General features: G+C 64.2%; 24 protein-coding genes. 11 read left to right on the top strand and 13 right to left on the bottom strand.

The window, feature by feature from the left end; genetic code table 11:
• Positions 1-37 precede the first annotated feature (37 nt).
• On the bottom strand, positions 38-466 hold the full coding sequence (locus VNK82_03425; protein HXE89994.1) for an NfeD family protein: 429 nt from the start codon (positions 464-466) through the stop codon (positions 38-40).
• 127 nt (positions 467-593) lie between these two features.
• Between VNK82_03425 and frdA the strand changes: the two genes are divergently transcribed.
• From frdA to VNK82_03400, 5 genes are all read left to right on the top strand, one after another.
• Positions 594-2,348 carry a fumarate reductase (quinol) flavoprotein subunit gene (gene frdA, locus VNK82_03420; GenBank protein HXE89993.1) on the top strand — a complete coding sequence of 585 codons (1,755 nt, stop codon included), beginning with the start codon at positions 594-596 and terminating at the stop codon, positions 2,346-2,348.
• A 3-nt stretch (positions 2,349-2,351) separates the two neighbouring features.
• The gene (locus VNK82_03415) at positions 2,352-3,104 is read left to right on the top strand and encodes a succinate dehydrogenase/fumarate reductase iron-sulfur subunit (protein ID HXE89992.1); all 753 of its coding nucleotides are present in this window, start codon (positions 2,352-2,354) and stop codon (positions 3,102-3,104) included.
• Positions 3,101-3,514: a hypothetical protein gene (locus VNK82_03410; protein HXE89991.1), complete on the top strand. Its 414-nt coding sequence runs from the start codon at positions 3,101-3,103 to the stop codon at positions 3,512-3,514. The genes VNK82_03415 and VNK82_03410 overlap by 4 nt, the downstream gene beginning before the upstream one ends.
• Positions 3,515-3,730: 216 nt before the next feature.
• The gene (frdD, locus tag VNK82_03405; GenBank protein ID HXE89990.1) at positions 3,731-4,078 is read left to right on the top strand and encodes a fumarate reductase subunit FrdD; all 348 of its coding nucleotides are present in this window, start codon (positions 3,731-3,733) and stop codon (positions 4,076-4,078) included.
• 130 nt (positions 4,079-4,208) lie between these two features.
• Complete coding sequence (locus VNK82_03400) at positions 4,209-4,721, top strand: hypothetical protein (protein HXE89989.1); 513 nt, start codon at positions 4,209-4,211, stop codon at positions 4,719-4,721.
• A 55-nt stretch (positions 4,722-4,776) separates the two neighbouring features.
• Here VNK82_03400 and VNK82_03395 read toward each other — a convergent pair whose 3' ends face one another.
• On the bottom strand, positions 4,777-5,109 hold the full coding sequence (locus VNK82_03395; GenBank protein ID HXE89988.1) for an ACT domain-containing protein: 333 nt from the start codon (positions 5,107-5,109) through the stop codon (positions 4,777-4,779).
• Positions 5,110-5,219: 110 nt separating this feature from the next.
• Between VNK82_03395 and VNK82_03390 the strand changes: the two genes are divergently transcribed.
• Positions 5,220-5,519, top strand: a complete 300-nt coding sequence (locus VNK82_03390; protein ID HXE89987.1) for a hypothetical protein — start codon at positions 5,220-5,222, stop codon at positions 5,517-5,519.
• 122 nt (positions 5,520-5,641) lie between these two features.
• On the top strand, positions 5,642-6,103 hold the full coding sequence (locus tag VNK82_03385) for a hypothetical protein (protein ID HXE89986.1): 462 nt from the start codon (positions 5,642-5,644) through the stop codon (positions 6,101-6,103).
• Here VNK82_03385 and npdG read toward each other — a convergent pair.
• The 11 genes from npdG to VNK82_03330 all read right to left on the bottom strand — a co-directional run bounded on the left by npdG (position 6,100) and on the right by VNK82_03330 (position 18,549).
• Complete coding sequence (gene npdG / locus VNK82_03380; protein HXE89985.1) at positions 6,100-6,780, bottom strand: NADPH-dependent F420 reductase; 681 nt, start codon at positions 6,778-6,780, stop codon at positions 6,100-6,102. The genes VNK82_03385 and npdG overlap by 4 nt on opposite strands.
• Positions 6,777-8,003 carry a 5-amino-6-(D-ribitylamino)uracil--L-tyrosine 4-hydroxyphenyl transferase CofH gene (cofH, locus tag VNK82_03375; GenBank protein HXE89984.1) on the bottom strand — a complete coding sequence of 409 codons (1,227 nt, stop codon included), beginning with the start codon at positions 8,001-8,003 and terminating at the stop codon, positions 6,777-6,779. Before cofH ends, npdG begins: the two co-directional genes overlap by 4 nt.
• Positions 8,004-8,010: 7 nt before the next feature.
• The gene (gene cofE, locus VNK82_03370; GenBank protein HXE89983.1) at positions 8,011-8,763 is read right to left on the bottom strand and encodes a coenzyme F420-0:L-glutamate ligase; all 753 of its coding nucleotides are present in this window, start codon (positions 8,761-8,763) and stop codon (positions 8,011-8,013) included.
• 4 nt (positions 8,764-8,767) lie between these two features.
• Entirely contained in the window at positions 8,768-9,424 is a 657-nt protein-coding gene (gene cofC / locus VNK82_03365; protein ID HXE89982.1) for a 2-phospho-L-lactate guanylyltransferase, read from the bottom strand.
• A complete protein-coding gene (cofD, locus tag VNK82_03360; protein ID HXE89981.1) occupies positions 9,421-10,368 on the bottom strand; it encodes a 2-phospho-L-lactate transferase in 948 nt (315 codons plus the stop codon). The genes cofC and cofD overlap by 4 nt, the downstream gene beginning before the upstream one ends.
• Complete coding sequence (gene cofG, locus VNK82_03355) at positions 10,365-11,579, bottom strand: 7,8-didemethyl-8-hydroxy-5-deazariboflavin synthase CofG (GenBank protein HXE89980.1); 1,215 nt, start codon at positions 11,577-11,579, stop codon at positions 10,365-10,367. Before cofG ends, cofD begins: the two co-directional genes overlap by 4 nt.
• Positions 11,580-11,591: 12 nt before the next feature.
• Positions 11,592-12,347 (bottom strand): cupin domain-containing protein, encoded by a 756-nt coding sequence (locus VNK82_03350; protein HXE89979.1) that lies wholly within the window; start codon positions 12,345-12,347, stop codon positions 11,592-11,594.
• A gap of 17 nt (positions 12,348-12,364) precedes the next feature.
• A complete protein-coding gene (locus VNK82_03345) occupies positions 12,365-12,853 on the bottom strand; it encodes a hypothetical protein (GenBank protein HXE89978.1) in 489 nt (162 codons plus the stop codon).
• Positions 12,850-13,974, bottom strand: a complete 1,125-nt coding sequence (locus VNK82_03340; GenBank protein ID HXE89977.1) for a hypothetical protein — start codon at positions 13,972-13,974, stop codon at positions 12,850-12,852. The genes VNK82_03345 and VNK82_03340 overlap by 4 nt, the downstream gene beginning before the upstream one ends.
• An 8-nt stretch (positions 13,975-13,982) precedes the next feature.
• Positions 13,983-15,044, bottom strand: a complete 1,062-nt coding sequence (locus VNK82_03335; GenBank protein ID HXE89976.1) for an LLM class flavin-dependent oxidoreductase — start codon at positions 15,042-15,044, stop codon at positions 13,983-13,985.
• Between the two features lie 175 nt (positions 15,045-15,219).
• Positions 15,220-18,549: a carboxypeptidase regulatory-like domain-containing protein gene (locus VNK82_03330; GenBank protein ID HXE89975.1), complete on the bottom strand. Its 3,330-nt coding sequence runs from the start codon at positions 18,547-18,549 to the stop codon at positions 15,220-15,222.
• A 295-nt stretch (positions 18,550-18,844) separates the two neighbouring features.
• Between VNK82_03330 and VNK82_03325 the strand changes: the two genes are divergently transcribed.
• From VNK82_03325 to VNK82_03310, 4 genes are read left to right on the top strand one after another with little or no spacing between them, the layout of a single operon-like run.
• Entirely contained in the window at positions 18,845-19,777 is a 933-nt protein-coding gene (locus tag VNK82_03325; protein ID HXE89974.1) for a hypothetical protein, read from the top strand.
• A complete protein-coding gene (locus VNK82_03320; protein HXE89973.1) occupies positions 19,770-20,591 on the top strand; it encodes a hypothetical protein in 822 nt (273 codons plus the stop codon). The genes VNK82_03325 and VNK82_03320 overlap by 8 nt, the downstream gene beginning before the upstream one ends.
• 11 nt (positions 20,592-20,602) lie before the next feature.
• On the top strand, positions 20,603-21,043 hold the full coding sequence (locus tag VNK82_03315) for a RidA family protein (protein ID HXE89972.1): 441 nt from the start codon (positions 20,603-20,605) through the stop codon (positions 21,041-21,043).
• Positions 21,040-22,530 (top strand): aldehyde dehydrogenase, encoded by a 1,491-nt coding sequence (locus tag VNK82_03310; protein HXE89971.1) that lies wholly within the window; start codon positions 21,040-21,042, stop codon positions 22,528-22,530. Before VNK82_03315 ends, VNK82_03310 begins: the two co-directional genes overlap by 4 nt.
• Position 22,531 lies beyond the last annotated feature (1 nt).

The raw sequence follows: 22,531 nt of genomic DNA, 5'->3' as shown, positions 1-22,531 counted from the left end.
TCTCCTCTCGCAGAAAAAGAGTGGAAAGCGCGCCGAACTACTCCGCGCGCACGAACAGCGTCAAGCCTTCCTGTTTCTCCACCTTGCAGCGCTGGCCCCGGGTGAGCGGGGTTTCACCGACGTTGCGCGCGGTCCAGGGCGTGCCGCGCAGCTCCACCTTGCCGATCACGTTGACGGCGATGTCATCCAGGGCGTTCCCGATCTCGCCCACGAGTTGGTCCACCTGTTTGGGCGCCGCCATGCCGAAACGCGCCATCAGCGGCTTGCGGAACAGTACGATGCTGGCAACGGAGATGCCGGAGAACAGCAGCCACTGCACCCACGGTGGCCCGGCGACATCGGCCAGGCGCAGGAATCCTACGATCACGCCAGCGAGGCCGAAGAACAGGACAAAGAAACCGCCGGGAGTCAGCAACTCAGCAGCGATCAGGATAAAGCCCAGGATCATCCAGGCCCACCACTGCATGGCGTCACCTCCAGCGCGGTCGGAGAATGTAGCACAAAGCGGTTCGGGCGGCGAGGAGAACCGGCAGGCGAAACCTTGACAAGGCTACGGCTGGGGGCTAGTTTCACCGCTCCGGGATTCGGTGGGCATGGATCTCCCGATTCACGACGTGCTGCTGGTCGGCGGCGGAGGCGCAGGCCTTCGGGCCGCTATCGCCGTGGCCGAGGTCAATCCCCGCCTGAACGTGGCCGTGGTCTCCAAGGTGTACCCCATGCGCAGCCACACGGTCTCCGCAGAAGGAGGCGCGGCCGGGGTCACGAAGCCGGGCGACTCGCTCGACGACCACGCCTACGACACCATCTCCGGAGGCGACTGGCTTTGCGACCAGGACGCTGTGGAGGCGTTCGTGCGCGAAGCCCCGCAGGAATTGCTGCAACTGGAGCACTGGGGATGCCCGTGGAGCCGCGACCCGGACGGGCACATCGCGGTGCGCGCGTTCGGCGGCATGAAGAAGATGCGCACCTGGTTTGCCGCCGACAAGACCGGCTTCCATATGCTGCACACGCTGTTCCAGACGTCGCTGAAGTACAACGCCATTACCCGCTACGACGAGTGGTTCGTCACCCGGCTGCTGGTGGACGATGGGCGCGTACAGGGCGTAGTCGCTATCGAGATCATGACCGGGCGCATCCAGGCGATCGCGGCCAAGGCCGTGATCCTGTGCACGGGCGGATGCGGCAAAATCTTCCCCTTCACTACCAATGCCAACATCAAGAATGGCGACGGCATGGCGCTGGCCTATCGCGCCGGAGCGCCTCTGAAAGACATGGAGTTCGTGCAGTACCATCCGACGGGATTACCTTTCACCGGCATCCTGATCACGGAAGCGGCGCGCGCCGAGGGCGGCTACCTGCTGAACAAGGATGGATACCGCTACCTGCAGGACTATAACCTGGGCACGCCGCAACCGAAGCCGGTACTGCGCTCGATGGAACTGGGTCCGCGCGACCGGCTTTCCCAGGCGTTCGTGAAAGAGGACCAGAAGGGCCGCACCATCCCGACGCCGTACGGGCCGGTGGTCCATCTGGATCTGCGCCATTTGGGTGAGAAGCTCATCAATGCCAAGCTTCCCTTTGTGCGCGAACTTTGCCTCAAGTATCAGAACATCGACCCGGTGAAAGAACTGGTCCCGGTGCGGCCGGTGGTGCATTACATGATGGGCGGCGTTTCGACCGACATTCATGGCGCCACGCCCCTGGCCGGACTCTATGCCGCGGGCGAGGTGGCCTGCGTGAGCATCAACGGCGCCAACCGGCTCGGCTCGAACTCGTTGCCCGAACTGCTGGTGTTCGGGGCGCGAGCAGGCCGTGCGGCGGCGGAGTTCGCTTCCACCCACGAAGCAAAGCGGGATCACCTGGAAGCGCAGGTGCTCGATGAAAAGGAACGGATCGAGGCGTTACTTCGGCGATCCGCAGGCGGGGAACGCATCTCCACCGTGCGCGAGGAGATGCAGAAGGCGGTGGAGAAGGGCGCCGGCATTTACCGCACAGGCGCCTCGCTGACGGAAGCCGCCGCCAAACTGCGCAGCCTGCAGGAACGCTGCGGGGCGATCCAACTCGACGACCATAGCCGCACCTTCAACACCGAACTGCTGGCGGCATTGGAGCTGGGGTTCATGCTGGACGTGGCGGAGTGTATTGTCGAAAGCGCATTGCGGCGCACCGAGTCACGTGGCGCTCACCAGCGCACAGATTTTCCCAAGCGCGATGACGAAAGGTTCCTGGCGCACTCGCTGGTGTACCGTAATGCCGATGGTACGGCGCGGGTGGAGTATCAGCCGGTAACCATCACCCGCTGGCCGCCGGGGGAGCGCGTGTACGGGCAGACTGTGAAGGAGGCGTAGGCGATGCCGGACACGATCACGCTGGAAGTCGCCCGCTATTCGCCCGAGCGGGATGCTGCGCCTTACTTCGAGCGGCATGAGGTGCCGTGCCGCAAGGAGTGGGTGGTGCTGGACGCGCTCAACTATATTAAGGACCAGCGCGACGGCTCGCTCTCCTATCGCTGGTCGTGCCGCATGGGCATCTGCGGGAGCTGCGGCATGATGGTCAACGGCGAGCCCAAGCTCACCTGCGCCACGTTTCTCACCAGCTACGCACAGGAAGGAAAGCCGGTGCGCGTGGAGCCTCTGCGCTACTTTCCGGTGGTCCGCGACCTGGTGGTGGAGATCACCGACTTCATGCGCAAGCTGAAGAAAGCCAAACCCTGGCTCATGCGCCGGGAAGAGAAGCCGCTGGCCGAGGGTGAATACCTGCAGACCCCCGAGCAGCTCGATGAGTTCAAGCAGTTCAGCATGTGTATCAATTGCCTGCTGTGCTACGCCGCCTGTCCGGTGGTCGGCTTGGACCCGCTGTTCGTGGGGCCGGCGGCGCTGGCGCTGGCCCAGCGCTACAACAAGGATTCCCGCGATCAGGGCGGGAGCGAGCGAACCGACCTGCTATCCGACCACGAGGGCATCTGGGGATGCACCTTCGTGGGCGAGTGCACACAGGCGTGTCCGAAGCACGTGGATCCGGCGGGCGCCATCCAGCAGTACAAGCTGCGCGCCGCCGGCGAGTGGTTCAGGAAGTTCCTGATGCCCTGGGGGACAAGGCCATGAGCGCGCCGCACTACACGGAATACCATCCGCGCTGGTACCGCAAGCGCGTCTCGACGTATTGGTGGCTGGGACGCTGGCCGTACCTGCGATTCATCCTGCGCGAGCTCACCAGCCTGGCGGTCGCCTATTCCGTGGTGCTCACGCTGGTGCAGATTTGCGCCCTGAGAGCGGGGCCGGAGTCCTACGCGCAGCTGCAGCAGTTTCTGCGGAATCCGATCATCGTGGTGGTGAACCTGCTGGCGCTGGCGTTCGCGCTGTTTCATACCATCACCTGGTTCAACCTGGCGCCCAGCGCGATGGCAGTCCGGTTTCGGGGCCGGCGCCTGCCGGACGCTGCGGTGGCGGCTCCCAATTACGTGGCCTGGGCGGTAGTGACGGCGTTCGTGATTTGGACGGTGGTACGTCAATGAAAATGAAAAATGCAAAGCGCAAAATGCAAAGAGAAGGCCACAAACATCATGCAAGCTGATGTGAAGCCACGCGATATATGTGAGCGGACCTTCGCCTTTGCGGTAAGCACGGTGAGACTGTGCAAGAGCCTGGATGGGAGGCCAGGAGTCAATGCGACTTTCTTCCGACAGCCCTTGCGGGCGGCCTGTTCCTAATCTTGCATTCGTGAGGTAGCCATGGCTCGGTCGAACGATCCATTCTTCTGGGGACTGTTCAGCGCCGGCGGCGTCGTGGCCGCCTTCCTGGTGCCCGTGCACCTGTTCCTGTTCGGACTGGCATTGCCGTTGGGATGGCTTCAAGGCCCGGGCTACGACAGGCTCATGGAGCTGGCGCGGCATCCTTTGGTGCGTGTCTATCTTTTCGTGCTGTGTTCCTTGCCGCTGTTCCACTGGGCGCATCGCTTCCGTTACACGCTCTACGACGGTTTGCAGATCAAGCACCTGACGGAAGTCATTTTCGCGGGCTGCTACGGTGGAGCCATCGCCGGCACCGTGATTGCGGCATACTTACTGCTGGCAATTTGAATGAAATGCGAAATGCAGAATGAAGAATGAATAAACGTCGAGTCGATCAAAGCCTGGCCCGGAAAACCGAAGGCGCAGCCTATTTTTCATTTGTCCTTTTGCATTTTGAATTGTGGAACAGGAGTCGCGTATGGAATTGGTACTCAAGCCCATCTCACACAATGGCATCCCCGAGGCTTTGGAGAAAGTGGAGCTGTATCGCTACCTGAACGAGCCGGAGGAGGCGGAATCCATCTGCCGGGACATCCTGGCGATTGAGCCTGAAAACCAGGCTGCCATCCGGCTTCTGGGGATGTGCATCACCGACCAGTTCACCGGGGAGCCGTCGGACCGCGTCGGCGAGGCCGAAGCCGTGCTGGAGAGCCTGACCAGCCCTTACGAGCGCCTTTACTACACGGGGTTGCTCTATGAGCGGCGCGCCAAGGCTCAGCTCAGCGCCGGACGTCCGGTGCAAAGCGTACTGCCGCTGTTCGAGGAAGCCATGCGCCGCTTCGACGAAGCGGAGAAGATCCGGCCCGCCGGCAACGACGACGCCCTGTTGCGCTGGAACCGCTGTGTGCGCCTGCTGGAGAAGCTGCCCGGCGTGGACCTGGAGCGCGAGGCCGCCGAGGTCTTCGACGCCCACGACAGCCCGCCGGTCTGATCTCAGCGCAGCGCCTTCAGTGCCGCTGTCACATTGGCAACGGCCAAGTATGCGTTCACCTTCCTACCTTTCGCGCTGCCCGTGTAGCCATAGCGGATGTTGATTCCCGCGCGGCCCACTTTTCTGCGGTGCGGCCCAGCGTGCCCGGCTTGTCCACCAGCGCTACTCTGACGATTTCTTCTTCGGTAACGCGCCAGCCGCGGCCGGTCAGCGCTTTTTTCGCCGCAGCCGGCTTGTCCACGATAAGCCGGATGGCGCCCTCGTCACCCGTGACGTGCGCCAGAAACGCCTCGATATTGATCTTCTTCTCGCCCAAGGTGGCGGCCACATCGCCCAGCACGCCCGGGCGGTCGGCTACCCAGACCGTGATCTGCTTCGCTTTCGGCATGCGACACCTCCCGCACGATCGGAAGCAGAGATTCTAGTCCCTGCCGCGCCACTCGCGAAGGCAACGCTAGGCCGTGGCCCGGGCATCCCAAGGGAAGAGTGACAGAGAGCATGCACCGAGGCCTCAAGGCACAGAGCTGTGTGGTCATCCTGGCGCTTCTGATCTGGTCGCTGGCGCCGGGAGCAGTGCTTGTGGTGCTGCCTTCCGCCGGCCGCTCGTTTGATGCGCCGGACTACTACGAAGTAGCCGCCGCGGTGGGTAAGGCCGAACTGGACGCTGCGCTGACCGCGGCCCCCTGTGCGCTGAATGTTCCGCTGCCCGTCTTCCAACCTCAGGAAATTCATGCTCCGCTAGCCTGGCAAGGGCTGGCGTTCGACCGGATCGACGCCCGCTCGCCTCCGTCCGCCTGATTCTTCAGTCCGCTCAACACCTGTCCCGTTTCCGGTGTGTGAGTTGTTGATGCCCACTGCAAACGAGGACCACCCAGTTCTTGCAAACGAGTCAGCCCGTGTGCTGACGGAGGAAAGGAAATATGAATCGGAAAATGTTCGCACTATGTGTGTCTGTGCTGTTCAGCCTCTTCTGCCTGCCGCAAGTGCGTGCGGACGGACGCAGGCTGGTTGTTACGACCAACGCTCCGGTTGAGATCCCCGGCAAGGTACTGAGTCCGGGCGTGTACGAGTTCCAATACTACGTGGACTCCGACGGTCCTGCGCTGATGAGGGTTTGGGCTCGCGACCGCACTCAGAACTACGGCTGGTTCCTGGTGGAGCCGGTGGAGCGCGCCCACGCCACCGATAACGCCGAGGTGGATCTGTATGAACCCATGGCTCACTCTCCCGAGCGCATCCGGGAGTGGTTCTTCCCGGGCGAAAAGGAAGGGCATGAGTTCGTCTATCGCGCTCGGGCCAAACACGAACGGCGGGCGGCTCTGCATGCCGGTGAAGGGCCGATTGTCAGCATCCTGGCGGAGGGGATGAACTTGCCGCGCTAGGACGGCCCCGTGGGTGGCAGGCCGGTGATGCGAATGGCCGCAGTGTGCACCTTGTAGCGTGTGTTGATGGTGATGAGCAGCGCGGTGAGCTGCTCGACGATGCGGGCGTTCTCCAGCCGGCCGCCATCCACGGCCCTCACTCCGGGGATCTTCCCGGCGAGGTCCATGGCTACCTGGCGGGCGCGGGGGTCGTCGCTGCACACGATGACGTCAGCATCCACGTCGCCAGCGCCTTCCAGCAGCTCCGCGGAGACGTTGTGGAAGGCGGCAGCGACGGCGACACCCTCGGGCAAAAGTTCGGCTGCCTGCTGCGCCGCCGAGCCCTGCCAGACGCCCAGGACGCGCGAAGGGCGTCCGCCAATGGCTGCGGCCAGCGGGACCGTGCAGTCGATCACGACGGTGCCGCTCCGAAATGCCGGCTTGAGCTGCTTGAGTGTGCTGGCCTGGGCTTCGAACGGCACCGTGATGACCACAACGTCAGCCGCGGCGACAGCGGCAGAGTTTTCCATGCCCTCGATCGTGCCGCCTGCCGCCTTGCCGGCGACCTCGGCAGCCTTGGCCTTGGCGCGCTCGGCGTCCCGTGAGCCGATGACGACGCTCTCGCCCGAACGAGCCCAGCGCAGCGCGAGGCCACGGCCCTCCGGACCCGTGCCGCCCACAATGGCGATGCGGCTCACGCGATCCTCCGGGCGCCGGCTTCCTGCCATGCGCCGTCCCCACCCGTATAGCGCAAGCGCGTGTAGACCGTGTTCCGTTCCGCCGGGACGCGGTCGAGCTCACGGATGCGCTGCTGGAACTCCTCGGGGCTGACAAACTGGCCGGAGGTGGAGCCGGCCAGGCGCGAGATGTTTTCCTCCATCAGCGTGCCTCCGTAGTCGTTGGCGCCAGCCCGCAGGCAGAGTTGTGCCACCGCGCGATCCAGCTTGACCCACGACACCTGGATGTTCTCAATCGAGCCGGCCAGCAGCAGGCGGGCCAGAGCGTGGATTTTCAGATGCTCGGCAAGAGTGGGGCCGGGGCGCGACAACCCCTGGTGGAACAGCAGCGTGTTCTGGTGCACGAAGCCGAGCGGCACAAACTCGGTGAAACCGCCGGTTTCCGCCTGGATCTCTCGCAGCAACAGCAACTGGTTCACCCAGTGCGCCGGAGTTTCCAGGTGGCCGTACATCAGCGTCGAAGTCGAGCGGATGCCGCAGCGGTGCGCCGTGGTGATCACTTCGCGCCACTGGGCCACTCTGAGCTTGTTGCGGGAGAGCACATGGCGGACGTCGTCGTCGAGGATTTCCGCAGCCGTTCCCGGCAGCGTATCGAGGCCGCTGCCCTTCAGCATCATCAGGTACTCGCGGAGCGGCATGCCGGTGAGCTCCACTCCGTACACCATCTCCATAGGCGAGAACGCATGGGCGTGCATGGCGGGGACGGCGCGCTTTACCGCGCGCAGGATGTCGCGGTAGTAGAACACGGGCAGTTCGCGCGGCAGGCCGCCCTGGATGCAGACTTCCGTCGCGCCACGTACGGCGGCCTCGAGCGTTTTGCGCTCAACCTCCGCGAGGGAGAGAAAATAGGCGTCCGGCTGGCGTGGCCCGGTGGCGAAGGCGCAGAACTTGCATCCCACGAAGCAGATGTTGGTGAAGTTGATGTTGCGATTGACGACGTAGGTTACCGTGTCGCCGACGAGCGTTCGGCGCAGCCGGTCGGCGGCCAGCAGCAGCCCGATAAGATCATCGCCCTCAGCCTGGGCTAGTCGCAGACATTCCTCGCGAGTGAGCACGCCGCCGTCGAGCGCGTCCTCCAGCTTCTCGATGGAAGACCGCACCTCGTGACTCATGCGCGGTGCCACTCTCCGCCAATCCGCCGCGAAGAAGTTCTCCAGCTCGACGTTGCTTAGTGCCCGTTTCATATCCCGTTCAACGGAACAGGTCCTCGGCAGCGGGACGCACCAGGTCGCGCGCCCGCCCTTTACCCCGCTCGGAGCGGAACCCCCGAATGATACACGCGGGCGTGCGGGAGAGCTTCCCGGCTGCCAGTCCGGCCATCCCGGCCAGTTCATCGGCCACTGCTTCCAGCGTGGCTCGCAACTTGTATCCCGCAGCGTCGCGCCGCCCGCGAAAGTCGCGGAAAACCTTCAGCCCCGCCGTGCCGATAGCCACCTCGGTCAGTCCCCGGCGCCAAGGCCTGCCAAAACTGTCCGTGATGATCACTGGCACGTGCAGCCCGAGGCGTGCGCGGAGCGCGCGATGGAGCCGCTCGGCGGAGCGATCCGGATCGACCGGCAGCAGGACCGCGCTCTTTCCGCCATCAACATTCGAGAGATCCACTCCGCTATTGGCGCAAACCAATCCGTGGCGGGTCTGCGTGATGAGGACGCCGCGCTGCATTCGCACGACACGGCGGGCCTGGGCCAGAGCCAGCTCCACCACCCGTGCATCGCTGCCGTGCTTGCGGGCCCAACGTCGCGCCACCCGCGATGGCCGCACATCCGCCAGGCGAACGATCTGTCCCTCCGCCTTGGAGACGATTTTGTGCGTGACCACCAGGATGTCGCCGCGTTCAAGTGTCTGCCGGCTGGCGCGCAAAGCGCGCAGCAGGGCTGGGACCAGGTCGTCGCCGGGACGAATCTCGCCGAGGCCGCGGAGCGGGATCGCACGCAGCTCGCCCACGGCGTTACGCCCCTCGCGCTGGCAGCAGGCGTTGCTCCATGCGCCAGGAGCGCAGCAGGCGCAGCGTGCGGCACTCGCGCTGTGCCCCCAGCAGCGCCGCCAGATCCGAAGGATTGTCCACGTCGAGACCGATGCCGGCCAGCTTCACCACCACCACCGGCAGACCGCTGGCTTCCGCAGCCGCGTGGTGCGGCAGAAAGCTGTCATTCCCGAAGCGAAGCGGGAACAGCGCTGCCGGCCGCCGCCACACCGCGTTGGTTCCGCGCCCATCGGCGGCGGGGACGAACAGGGTTCCCTGGGAGGGCACGGCCGCCGCCATCTGCTCCAGCTCTGCGCTGGTCACCAGCGGGATGTCACCCGGGAGCACCAGTGTTTCTGGCGCGCCGCGCGCGACGCACAAATGCGTGGCCATTTCGATGGCGTCGGTCTCGCTGCGGTTTTCCACCTCCTCGATGATTTCGAAACCGAGTGCGCTCGCCATCCCCATGGCAACCGCGTCGCTGGTGACGACAGCAACTGCAGGTCGCGCGCGCCAGGCCGCGATAGCCGTGAGCACGTCCGCCAGCATGGCTTCGGCCAGAGCGAAGCGTTCGGCGGCATCCAGCACCGGCGAGAGCCGCTGCTTCGCGCTGGCTAGGTTCTTGACCGGAACCAGGATCATCGTGCTGCCGCTCCTACACCTGCCGCCCGCAAGGCAGCTTCCGCCAGCGCGACCTTGTCCTCGTCCGTCCGCATGATGGTTCGCGCGAAGTGGAACTGGATGTTCATGGATGCAAGATCCCCTGCTCCAGCTTCATCCTTATCCTTCAGATCAGCGATCAGGGCACTGAGGAAGTCCTCGTAGGCGCGTGCAACTCCCACAGAAGAAGCCGGGAGGCCTTGTGTTCGCATAAGCTCTGCCGCCGGTCCGGAGACCGCTGCGCCGCCGACGATTGGACTGATGGCCACAACCGGCGCTTCGGTCTGCCGCAGCGCTTCGCGGATTCCCGGCACTGCCAGGATGGGCCAGATGCTGGTCACCGGATTGCTCGGCGCGATGAGCACCGCGTCAGCGCCACGAATGGCTTCAAGGACGCCGGGCGCCGGCCGGGCAGCCTCGGCTCCGTCGAACCGCACCGCGCCTACCGGCACGCGGTAACGCTCGCGCACAAAATACTCCTGGAAGGTAAGCTCACCCTTTGGCGTCACCAGGCGCGTCTCGACGCGCTGGTCGCTCATGGGGAGGACGCGCTGCCGCACTCCCAGGCGCGTGGAGATGGCTCTCGTGGCTTCGCTCAATGCCTTTCCTGCTGCCAGCATGCCGGTGCGCGTGATGTGCGTCGCCAAATCGCGGTCGCCGAGCCGGAACCACGCAGGCTCGCCCAGCCGCTCCATGATCGCTAGGCACTCGAAGGTATCGCCCTTGACGCCCCAGCCCCGCTCGCGGCTCAGCATGCCCGCCAGCGCGTAGGTGATGGAGTCGATATCGGGGGAAATGTGCAGGTTCCAGCAGGTAAAGTCGTCACCGGTATTGACGATGAGCGTGAGGTCGGGCGGAGCGACCACGCGCGCCAGTCCTTCAATAAACTTGGCCCCTCCGGTTCCGCCGGTCAGAACTGTGATCATGCAACCTTCCGCGCGTAGCCGGCGGGATCCGCGGCCGCCCGCACTTTCTCCGCGACCAGTCCCGACCGCGCGGTCACCGCAGGGACGAACTCCGGATAGACCGTCAGGCGCGGCATGAGCACGAACCCAGCCGCGGTCGTCTTGCGCTCCAACTCTTCCAGATGCGGCCACGGCGCTTCCGGATTGATGAAGTCGGGGGTCAGCGGCGAGACGCCACCCCAGTCGTTGATGCCGGCCGAAAGGAGCTCTTCGTACCCGGGCGCGAAAAGGTTCGGCGGCGCTTGCACGTTCATCTCTTGTAACAGCAGCCGCGCCACAGCCACGGTGCGCAACATGTCGAGGCGCGAAGGTTCCGGCCAGCCGGACATGGGGATGCCGGACTTGACGCGAAAGTTCTGCACGATCACTTCCTGCACATGGCCGTAGCGGTCGTGCAGCTGACGGATGGCGAGCAGCGCATCCACCCGGTCGGCGAGCGATTCGCCGATCCCGATCAGGATGCCGGTCGTGAAGGCCACCCTCTGGCGGCCCGCTTCCTCGAGGGTCTCCAGCCGCCGCGCCGGCAGCTTGTCCGGTGCCGGCTTGTGAGCCTCCAGTGCGGCGTTGGTGGTTTCCAGCATCAGGCCCAGGCTGGGAGAGACTTCGCGCAGCCGCGCGATCCATTCCGCGCTCATTAGCCCGGGATTGGCGTGCGGAAGCAGCGAGGTTTCGCGCAGCACCAGCTCGCACATGGCTTCCAGATAGTGCAGCGTGGACCGGTAGCCCAGGCGGCGCAGAGTGTCGCGCATCTCCGGGAAGATCAGTTCCGGCTTGTCGCCGAGCGAGAACAGCGCTTCGTGGCAGCCCAGGCGTTCCCCGGCCCGTGCGACCTCCAGCACTTCTTCCGGCGTCATGGTGTGTGCGCCGGGCTGCCCAGGATCGCGCCGGAAGAGGCAGTATCCACAGTAGTCACGGCAGAGATTGGTCAGCGGCAGAAAGACCTTGGGCGAATAGGTGACGACCCGCGGCCGGAACCGCTCCTTGGCGGCGCACGCCGCGGCCAAAAGATCGGACAACAATTCACCTTCCGCCTCAATCAGGCGACAGGCCTCATCGCGGGTCAGCCGGCGACCGGCGCTCGCTTCCGCCAGCGCGTTGCGCAGGGCCGCCCGTTCGCGCGCCGTCGCCGGGCGCAGAGCTTCCAGGACGTTCTGTTCCGAGGGGAAACTCACGGTCTTTGCGAACTAGCGCCTATGATAGCGTGCGGCCGGGTTCCCCGAGGGATAGAAGACGCCCAGCAGTCGGATGGCGGTCCTCAGCGGATTCTCCAGGTAGTGGGTGACACCGGCCGGGATGTGGATGCTGGTCCCGGGGAAGAATTGGCTGCTGTCCGTCTCCGTATGCACGATGCCGGAGCCGTCCAGAATGTAGAGCGCCAGCTCGTAAGGATGGGCGTGCGCCTCGTCGCTGCCCGGCGGGATGAGCCCCACGAACTGGGTCATGTTCTGGCAACCCATTTCCTGGTTGACCAAGACGCGAAACTCCCGGTTCCGCATGCCCTCGATGGGTCGCTCCTGCTCGCGCACCACGCGCCAGGGCAGCTTGCGTCCAGGCCGCGGCTCCTGCACGGGCTTGGTGACCACGTGCGCAAGGTCGTCCTCGGGCGACATCACGCTGACCATCACCAGCCTCGCCTCCCCGCGATTCTCTACGCTGTACTCGGCGCGGGGCGGGATAAAAATGCCTGCATCCGGCTCGATCTCGTAGTCGGCGGCGCCGATGGTACATACGCCCCGCCCGCTCACCACGTACAGGACTTCCTCTCCCACGGGATTCACGCGCACCAGCGAGCGCCCCTGGCTGTATTCGCTGACCGACTGTGCCAGGTGCTGTGCTCCCGTGCGGGAGGAGATGAGGGTGCGGTAGGTGCGCGTTCCTTCTCGGACGGCTTCGCCGTCACCCTCCACCAGCACGCGCACGCCGCCGGAGAGTTCGCGCATGTCTCTTCGGCCTCCTCCTAGGGAGCTTCCTCGCGGGCAAGACCCAGGGCCACCACACCCAGAGCGACGATCACCATCGCAGAACCCGCTGCTGCCAAAGCCTTGGGTCCCATGCCCTGGTCGAAGGTCTGCAGGATCACACCCAGCGGGAAGAGAACCGACCCCGCTACCAGCAGAAGGGCCAGAATCTTGCGTTGGTGCTCGGCATAACCCACGCGATCAAACACCAGTCCCAGCAGCAGGAGCAGCGTGGCCAGTCCACCCCAATGCGAGTGGACGTCCACTTCACGAACGTACTCGAAGCGGGTGGCGGCGTATTCGTCGATGGCGGCGTTGGCTTCGGGGAGCTTGCGCTCCGCGGCGCGCGCGAAGCCGGTGGCCAGCGAGCCGCCCATCTTCTCCAGCGTCTGGTGCTCGTCGAACACGGCGTACCACAGCCCGTAGCTCATGCTCCACAGGAGCAGGGCGAGCCCGCCGGCCAGCAGGAGCCTGCGCGATCCGCTCATGCCGGCGCTTCCCTTCCCGAGTCGGCGGCGCCGGTGTAGCGCAGGATGCCCACCAGCATGCCGGCCAGCGCAATCACCACCAGCAGTCCGCCGATATCGGCAATGGCCCCGGCCAGCAGGCCCAGCCGGATCTCCGCCAGCACGAATACGGGCAGCACGACCGAACCGGCCAGCAGCACCATCACCCAGCGTCGCTTCCAGCGCTCGCTGAGATACACGTAGGGCTGAACGAAGGCCAGCATCATGGCCAGCAACCCGAACTCGATGATGTGGGCGTGGGCCGCGACTTTGACAGCCTTGTCGCCCTGCAGCGCGCCGTAGTCCGCCACCGCCTGTTCCGCTCCGGCCAGGTCGTCGGAAGCGGCGCTCACGGACATGGCGCGCAACAGCCGGGTGTCCTCGGCAGCGTGATGGTAAAGGTCGGTCCAGGCATAGTAGCCGCCGTGCAGGAAACCGGCCAGGACCAGAAGCGTGCCGCCGGCCAGCAACGTGCGGCTCGACCAACTGCGATCGCGGAGAAGATCCTCCTCCGGCGGAACGGCGCGCTCGCCCCGTGCATAGCGCAGCAGTCCCCACAGTTCCCCCGCGCAGGCCAGGATCACCAGGAATCCACCGAAGTCCGCCGTGATGCTGGCCCACCCGATGGCCTCCAGAGGGCTGTACTTCAGTCCCACGTAGTGGATGAGGAACACCGAGGGCGGCAGCAGGATAGCTCCGGCCAGGAACAGCTTGGCCAGCCGCCTCCGGGCCGCCTCGGCCAAGGCCACGTAGGGCTGCATGAGGGCGAGGACGATGGCCAGGTAGCCAAAGGCAATGATGTGAACGTGCGTGTCCACCTTGGTGCCGCGGTTCTCCAGCAGCCGGCCGATGGCGCCGAAGTGCTCGAATACAGCCTGCGGTTGCTCCGCCGCCACCGCACGTGTGGCAGCCAGCAGGTGTTCGCCGATGCGTCCGGCGTTCTGGTGCAGGATGAAGACGGCAAAAATGTCTCCGAAGATCAGGCCTGCAAGAATGAGCCCGATCCCGCCGAACACCAGCAGCCGCGCAGCGCTCATGGGGACGAACGCCTGAGCCACTCCCACGGGCACTGTTCCGGCCATCGCCTCCTGGCGGCTCGCCATTGGCTCCCTTAGCTTTTACGGAACGCCGGCATCACTTTGTCGGCGAACAATTGCTGCGTCTTGATCGACTTCCAGTGCTCCAGGCCGCCGAAGTTGGCCACGATGGCCAGCTCCCCGATGCCGCCCTTCTTTTCGAGCTCGCGGATCTGCCGGATGACTTTCTCGGGCGTTCCGATGAACCCGATCTCCTGTTCCACGATCTGCTCGTAGGTCAGCTTGGTCAGCGACTCGAGCGCTCCGCTGGCGTAGAAACCGTAGCCCTTGGCCCGCAACTCCTTCTTCATCTCCTCGTCCTGCAGCGATTCGACCGGCGAGGCGTTGAAGGCCAGGAAGTTGTAGAGCGCCTGCTCCACTTCTGTGCGGATCACCTTCTCATCCTCGTCCAGGTACACGGGACGGATGTACACGATGTCGGGCGTGTGGCCGTGCTCGGCGCAGGCTTTCTTGTAGATGTTCAGCGGCCCTTCCAGCACACCCCACGGCAGGAGCGGCGGAACGAAAATTCCCCAGCCCCGTTCTCCCGCCATCTGGTAGGTGACCTCACTTGTGCCGCCGGTGAACAGTCGCGGGTACGGCTTCTGTACCGGCTTGGGCACGACCGAGAGATTCTTCAGCTTGTAGTACTTGCCGTCGTAGGAGAACTTGTCCTTGGTCCAGGCCAGCAGCAGGATGTCGATGGCCTCGTCGTAGCGCGGGCGGCTTTCCTCCAGCGGCACGTTGGAGTTCGGGAACAGCCAGGCGTGGCCGCGTCCCAGGCCGCATTCCAGGCGGCCGTGCGTCAGAATGTCGGTTTCCGCGATCATGCCCGCCAGCCGCATGGGATTCTCCAGCGGCAGCGTGTGCAGCGCGGTGCGGAAGCGGATCCGTCCGGTGCGCTGTGCCGCCGCCGCGAACATGGCCAGCGGGTTGGCGGAGATGGAGAACTTCTGGAAGAAGTGATGGTCGATGATGGAGTACACGTCGAACCCGACGGCATCGGCGTGTTCGATCTGCCGGAAGATTTCCCACGTCAGCTCCTGATGGGATTTTCCGGGCGGCGTCTGCATCTCACAGTAGATTCCGAATCGCATCCCTGGGTCAGCTCCGTTTCACTGGTTCCTGCAAAGCCCCACACCTTAACACGCCTGCGCGCCGTGCGGAATTCCTTCCTTGCAGTTGATTGGGCAGGAAATCCTCAGGTTTTCCTTCAGCAACGGCTCCGAGAGAAAGCAGAGCGGGGCGGACCGGCATCCGCCCCGCTTTCTGCTAGAACGACAGGCGCAATGCGAACTGCAACTGACGCGGGTTGAAGATGGCCCGCGGCGAGCCGTAGTTCGGATTGGGCGATCCTTCAAGGAAGAACGGGGCATTGCAGCCCACGGTCGGATCGGGTCCGGTGAAGTTGCAGAAATCCGCCGCCCCGTAGGTCGTGTTAAAGAATCGCACGTTCAGCGTGTTGAACAGGTTGAAGGCCTCGACAATTCCCTCCAGCTTCACTTTTTCGCTCAGGTTGAACACGCGTGAGACGCGCATATCCACGCTGTAGAAGCCGTCGCCCTTGAAGGTATTGCGCGGCTCGATGCCTACGCGATCGTTCACGCCGAAGACATCGCCATTGGCGTCGAACCCGGCGAACTTGGTGAAGAACCGGGCGGACTGCAGGCTGATGATGCTGCCCAACTGCCAGTCGTTCACGATGGGGTTGACATCCTTCGGCCCAAAAACCGTGAAGTTCCCCACAAAACGGTGGGCGATGTGGTCGGAAGAGATTGCTCGCTCACGCCGGAAGCCGATCACGTCGCTATCCTGCGGGATCAATACGAAGCTGGGGTTGGGGCCGTTGTCGATGCCCTTGGACCAGGTGTAGCTCGCGCCGAACCCAAAGTGCTTGCCGGGCCGCTTCTGGAAGTTCACCAGCAAGCCGTCATAGGTGGAGCTCCAGCGGGAGTCGGCCTCGAAATATACCGCCACGGTGGGCAGCGCGGTCCCCGGGAGAAAGTTGGCTGGATCCCCGCAGACCGGAGAGAACAGGAGCGGGTGATAGTCGTCCTTGGGCCCCACTCTTCCCAGGGAATCGTGCCGGTCTACCTGGCAGAACGGAGAGGGCTGGTTGATATTGAAGAAGCTGGAGAGCTGCACGCCGCGCACCCGCAGGTAGCTCAGGTTCAGGGCTGCATCTTTGAACGGCTCCATCTCCATCCCGAAGCTCATCTGGATGCCGTAGGGCGCCTGGTGATCCTGGGCGAAGCGCACGATTACGGAGTCGCCGAAGAAGCCGCAACCGGAAAGCAGTCCGAAGCCGGCCGGGAAGCCCTCAGGACAGTTGGCAGTCACAATGGCGTCGGGGTAGGTGCCGCTGTTCAAGAAATTGAACAGCGCCGCACCACCGCTGAGCGGTCCGGCGGCATACGTGGGCAGACGAACGGCCGCATCTAGGAGGTCTTCCTTGTTTTCACGCCCCGGGAACTGGCCGATTACGCCGCCGCACGACGGCCTCTGGCAGTGCAGGAGGTTCGAGGGCAGAATGCCGTGGAACAGTCCGATGCCGCCGCGGAACACGATGTTCTTGCTGGTGCCGACGCTATAGGCGAACCCGAACCGAGGATCTACGTTGTCCGCGTCCGTATCCAGCGCCTCATCCGGCCAGGTCTCGAACTCATACCGCACGCCGAAATTCAGCGTCAGCTTGTCCGTGGCTCGCCACTTGTCCTGGATAAAGAATCCCCAGTACGTGTGATTCAGTTCCCCTTTCGCCAGGTTGCGGATCTCGGTCGGGATGGCGCCGCCGGTAAAGACCCCTGTAGAGGGCAGTAGCGTCGGCTCGTTGAAGCCCACCGGCGCCCCGGACAACGTCGTGTTCATGCGCGGATCCAGGCTAGGTCCGCTGTTGGCGTCGTTGCGCTGGAAGAAGATTACGAAGGGGAACCCGTTTTCGAAGCTGAATGCACATTGGCTGGCATACAGGCATGCAAACGTCGCCTCGGCCGGATAGAACAGCGGGAACGATTCCTCGGTGCTCACCCAGTTGAAGTTGCCGCCGAAACTGAGGGTGTGTTTACCCTTGGTCCAGGTCATGGCATCGGCAATCTCGAAGCGCGGCTCGCGATAGAAATCCGGGTTGCCGCGGTTCACGCCCACCGCAAACGTATTGGCCACCTCCAGGTGCGGCTGCGTGGTCACAGTGGGGAAATCGAAAAACCGGTTGGCGTACTGGACGCGAAGGTCGTTCAGCAGGTTGCTGCGCAGGGTGGAGGTCAGGCTGCCGACCAGCGATTGGTCGCGGAAGAAGTTGTTCTTGAACGCCGAGGGCAGATCGAAGCCGTCGTTCAGCGGCGAAACGTTGATCTGCTCGGCGTCGTTGAAGAAGTAGCGGATAAACAGGTACTGCCGGTCGGAGAGGGCGGCGTCCAGCTTGATCAGGAACTGGTCGTAGTCAAAGCTGCGTACCTGCCGCAATTGCTCGGTCGGCAGGCCGCCCGCCACGCCCGCGCACACGTCCACCGAGTTGGGGTCGGCAGGCAGTGGCGCCAGGTTCCCGAACAACGTGCACTTGATGTTGTTGATGGCCGTGATGTTGCTGTTGATCACCGAGTTGTAGAACGGATTCTCCCGCCGCCGCTGGCCCTCGTAGTTTCCGAAGATCCAGACCTTTTCCTTCTTGATGGGGCCGCCGAGCGTGAAGCCGTACTGGTTCTGGATCAGCTTGTCCAGCAATTCGCAGCCCCCTGAAGCGAGAACGCCGGGCGTATTGCAGGTGTCCAGCCGGTCCAAGTTGGGGGACTGCAGCAGGCTCTTCGCGTCCACGGCGTCGTTGCGATGGAACCAGTACGCGCCGCCGTGCCAGTTGTTGGTGCCGCTCTTGCTGATGATGTTCACGATGCCGCCGACTGCCCGTCCTGCTTCCACGCTGTACTGGGTGTTGATGACGCGGAACTCCTGCACCGCCTCCTGCGACGGCGTGGTCTTCTGCACGCCTGAGGCCGTGGACATGTTGTCCGCCCCGTCGATGGCCACCAGGTTGTAGTGGATGTTCTGTCCCGCGAAGGAGATCTTGGTCACCGGTTCGATGATCACGTCCGTGGAGCCGGAAGTGGTCTCGCCCACGGTCACGCCGGGCGCCAGCAGCGCAAAATCGATGAACTGGCGGCCGTTGACCGGCAGGTTCTCGATCTGCACCTCGCTGATCACCGAGCTCACCGACGTCCGCGTCGGCTCGACCAGTTCACTCTGCGCCTGTACGGTTACTTCTTGCTCCACGGCGCCTACTGCCAGGGCGAAGGCGAGCACTGCGGTTTGCCCGACGGTAAGCACCACTCTCTTCGAGTCCGGCTTGAAGCCGCTGCGCTCCGCCTTGACGGTGTATTCGCCGGCCGGAAGGCCCGCAATCTGATAGTCGCCGTTCCCGCTGCTGGTCGCCGATCGCGAGAGTCCAGTGGCGTTGTTGACCGCGGTGACCTTGGCCTCCGGCAGAGCGGCGCCGCTGGCGTCCAGCACTTTGCCTTCCAGTGTGGCGTTGATCTGCTGGGCGAGCGACGGAATGGCGGAAACCACCACACATAGCAACACGAACACCACGACTGCAGCCGAGCGTGTCATAGCCTTGCCTCTCCCACTTCCCTTGGTTGGCCCCAAAAGCAAAACCCCGTCTAAGCCGTTGGAGTGGAGCGAGTTAACTAAAAACCGAGTGCACTGTCAAGCTTTTTGGAACCGAGGTCACAACTGAATGTGACCAGACGAAACCGATTACCTTTACATTGCCCATACCGAACCGCACCACCAACTGCTTTTGAGTTTTGCCCTCGCGTTCGCTATAGTGCAGGCCCTCACCGGGCCCCCGAGACTTCCTGGGCACAACGAGAGTCGAAGGTGCTTGCCCGGGTGGATTCCCTAAATGCTCAAGGAGGTAACTGCAATGGGCGGCAAGGGACAGATTTTGGCCGGATTCCTCGCGCCGCATCCGCCTCATCTCATCTATGGGGAAAATGCGGAAGCGAACGAGCCGCGCTCCACCGGCGGCTGGGAGGTGTTGCGCTGGGCCTACGAGAACTGCCGCGAGCGCATCCGGGAGCTCAAGCCCGACGTCATCCTGGTGCACACGCCCCACTGGATGACCATCGTCGGCCATCACGTGCTGCGGGTCCCGCACCTCAGCGGCATCTCAGTGGACCCCATCTTTCCCCATCTGTTTCGCTATCGCTACGACATCAACGTGGACGTGGAGCTGGCGGACGCCGTACACGACGAAGCTATCGCTGGCGGCCTGCTCTCCCGCAAGATGACCAATCCCAACTTCCGCGTGGACTACGGCACCATCATCTCGCTGCACATGCTGAATCCGAGCTGGGATATCCCCATCCTCAGCATATCCGCCAACAATTCGCCCTACTACTTTTCGCTCAAGGTCGGGATCGAGGAGATGTACAAGCTGGGCGAGGCCACGCGGCGAGCCATCGAGAAGACCGGAAGGCGCGCGGTGCTGGCGGCAAGCAACACGCTCTCTCATTTCCACTTCGACCGCGAGCCCAATCCCGCGCTGCCTGAGGACATGAGCCAAGAGCACATCTTCAGCCACGAAAACTATCTCTGGGACATGAGAATCGTGAACCTGATGCGCCAGGGGAAGATGGATGACCTGGTGAAGCTGCTGCCGGACTTCATTAACGCGACCGCTTCCGAAGTCAAATCCGGCTCCCTGTTCTGGATGCTTTCCGCCATGGGCTTTCCGAAGATTCCGGCCCGAGTGCACGGTTATTGGACGGTGATCGGTACCGGCAACGCCGTCGTGGAGTGGAACCTGGCGGCCGGAGGGAACGGCCATGCCTGAGGGAAAAATCGTTCAGGCGTACATCCTCCCCGGCCTGCCGCACCTGGTCTTGGGCGGAAAGGCAAAGCCCTGGACGGGCCTGCAGAACGCCATGGAGACGGCAGGCAACAACATTCGCAGTGCCAAGCCCGACGTTGTGGTCATCTTCAGCACGCAATGGATCTCTGTGCTCGGGCACCTTTTCCAGGGCCTGCCGAACCCCAAGGGGATCCATGTGGATGAGAACTGGCATCACCTGGGCGAGATTCCGTTCGATTTCCAGGTGGATGTGGAGCTGGCACAGCAGGCCGTCGAGGCCGCAGGCCGCCGGAATCTGCAGGCGCGCGCCGTGAACTTCGAGGGCTTTCCCGTGGATACCGGCACGCTTGTGGTGAACCATTTTCTGGGCAAGGACGGCATCCGACTGGGCGGGGTTTCGTGCAACATCTACGCCGGCCGCGACGACGAGCTCGCCTTGGGCGCGGCCACCGCGGAAGCTGTGCGCAGTTCCGGACGACGCGCGGTGTTGGTGGCCTGCACGGGTCTTTCCGGCCACTTCTTCACCACGGAGATTGCGGCGGAGAGCGACCGGATCTCCAAGGATGAGGACGACCAGTGGAACCGGAAGCTGCTCGACCACATCGGTCAGGGGAGAAACCAGGACGCGGTCGAGCTCGCCGGCGAGTTTGCCGCTGCCACCGGTGCCGACATGGGCTTTAAAGCCTTCTACTGGCTGATGGGAGCGTTGGGAACGCCCGCCATACCCGGCAAAGTGCTGGCCTACGGACCGATCTGGGGCACCGGGGCCGCTGTCGTGCAGTACGAGCTGGCCTAGCAGGAGAGCAGGTGAAACAGGATCCCCAGCGCATCGATACCCAGGCTGCGCCCAGGCCTCTGGGCGCCTATGCGCACGCCGCCCGGGCAGGGCAACTGCTGTTCATTTCCGGGCAGGGAGCGCGCGATCCCGCCACCGGCCGCGAACGCGGCGTGGTCCTCAACGCGGATGGCAGCCTGCAATCCTATGACATCCGCGAGCAGACTCGCGCTGCCCTCGCCAACCTGGAAGCCGTGGTTCGCGCGGCCGGCGGCACACTCGAGGACATCGTGGACGTCACCGTGTTCCTGCTCCACATGACGGATTTCCCTGCCTACAACGAGGTTTATGCGGAGGTGTTCGGCAGCCGTCGCCCGGCGCGAACTACGGTCGGGGCCGCGTCTTTACCTGGGAACAACGCCATCGAGATCAAGGCGGTAGCCTGCCTGCTTCGCGAAGGTGAGCCGCAATGAGCGCCAGCCCGGTCCCTCATGTCGACCGTGGAGAAGAGGTAGCGCGCGCCGACGTGCGCTTGTTCATCGGCGGCGAGTGGGTGGAAGCACGCAGCGGCCGCATGTTCGCAACCACGAATCCGGCTACCGGCGAGCGTCTGGCGCTGGTCCACGAAGCCGGTGACGCGGACGTCGACGCCGCCGTCCGTGCCGCGCGCCAGGCTTTCGAGGGCGGTCCCTGGCCGCACATGGCTGTGGCCGAGCGCTCCCGGGTGCTCCACCGCATCGGCGATCTCATTGAACAGAGGCGCGAGGAGTTGGCGCGCCTGGAGACTCTCGACACCGGCAAGCCCATCCGCGAAAGCCTGGAAATAGACGTCCCGCGCGCCTCCTACAACTTCCACTTCTTCGCCGACCTCATCAAAAGCACGAACACTGAATTCTTCTCCATGGACGGCCGGGCCATGAACTACGTGCTGCGCGAGCCGACGGGAGTGGCCGCGCTGATCACGCCCTGGAACCTTCCGCTGTACCTGGCCACGTGGAAGGTCGCTCCGTGCCTGGCGGCGGGAAACACCTGCGTGCTGAAGCCGGCGGAGCTGACACCGCTGACCGCCGCGCGGCTGGCCGACATCGGCCGCGATGCGGGTCTTCCCCCTGGTGTGCTCAACGTCGTTCAGGGATTCGGCCCGCAATCCGCCGGGGAAGCGCTGAGCCGCCATCCGGACGTGGACTTGATCTCCTTCACCGGCGAAACCGCCACCGGCAGGGCCATCATGGCAGCCGCATCCTCCAGCCTCAAGCGGCTTTCGTTCGAACTGGGCGGGAAGGGCGCCGTCGTCGTCTTTGCTGACGCTGACCTCGAGCAGACGCTGCCCATCCTCCAACGGGCCGCATTCCAGAACCAGGGGGAAGTTTGCCTGGCTGGCTCACGCATTTTGGCCGAGGCAGGGATTCTCGACGCGCTGGTCGAACGGCTGGCCGCGGCGGCGCGGGTGATCCGCCTCGGCGATCCGCTCGACCCGGCCACGGAGATGGGGGCGCTCATCAGCCAAGAACATCGCGAGAAGGTGGCGGGTTACGTCCGCCTCGCGGCCGAAGAAGGCGCGCACCTGCATTGCGGCGGAGGGCCTCCCCCGGATCTGCCGCGCGGGAATTTCTACCTGCCCACGGTCATCACGGGGGTGAACGAAGAAAGCCGCGTCTGTTGCGAGGAGATTTTCGGTCCCGTGGTGACCGTGCAGCCGTTCCGCGAAGAGCAGGAAGCCGTGCGCCTTGTGAACGCTACCCAGTACGGCTTGTCCAACGTGATCTGCACTCGCGACCTGGCGCGCGCTCATCGGGTAGCGGCCGGCCTGCGCAGCGGCATTGTGTGGATCAACTGCTGGATGGTGCGCGACCTGCGCACGCCCTTCGGCGGCTACAAGAAAAGCGGCATCGGCCGCGAAGGCGGCCGCCACAGCCTGGAATTCTTTACGGAAGCCAAGACCGTCTGCGTGAAGCTCTAGA

The sequence above is a fragment of the Terriglobales bacterium genome, from assembly GCA_035573675.1.
Taxonomy (GTDB): domain Bacteria; phylum Acidobacteriota; class Terriglobia; order Terriglobales; family Acidobacteriaceae; genus DATMAB01.
Note: the sequence above shows the minus strand (reverse complement) of the source record. Positions and strands in the feature narration are given on the sequence as shown.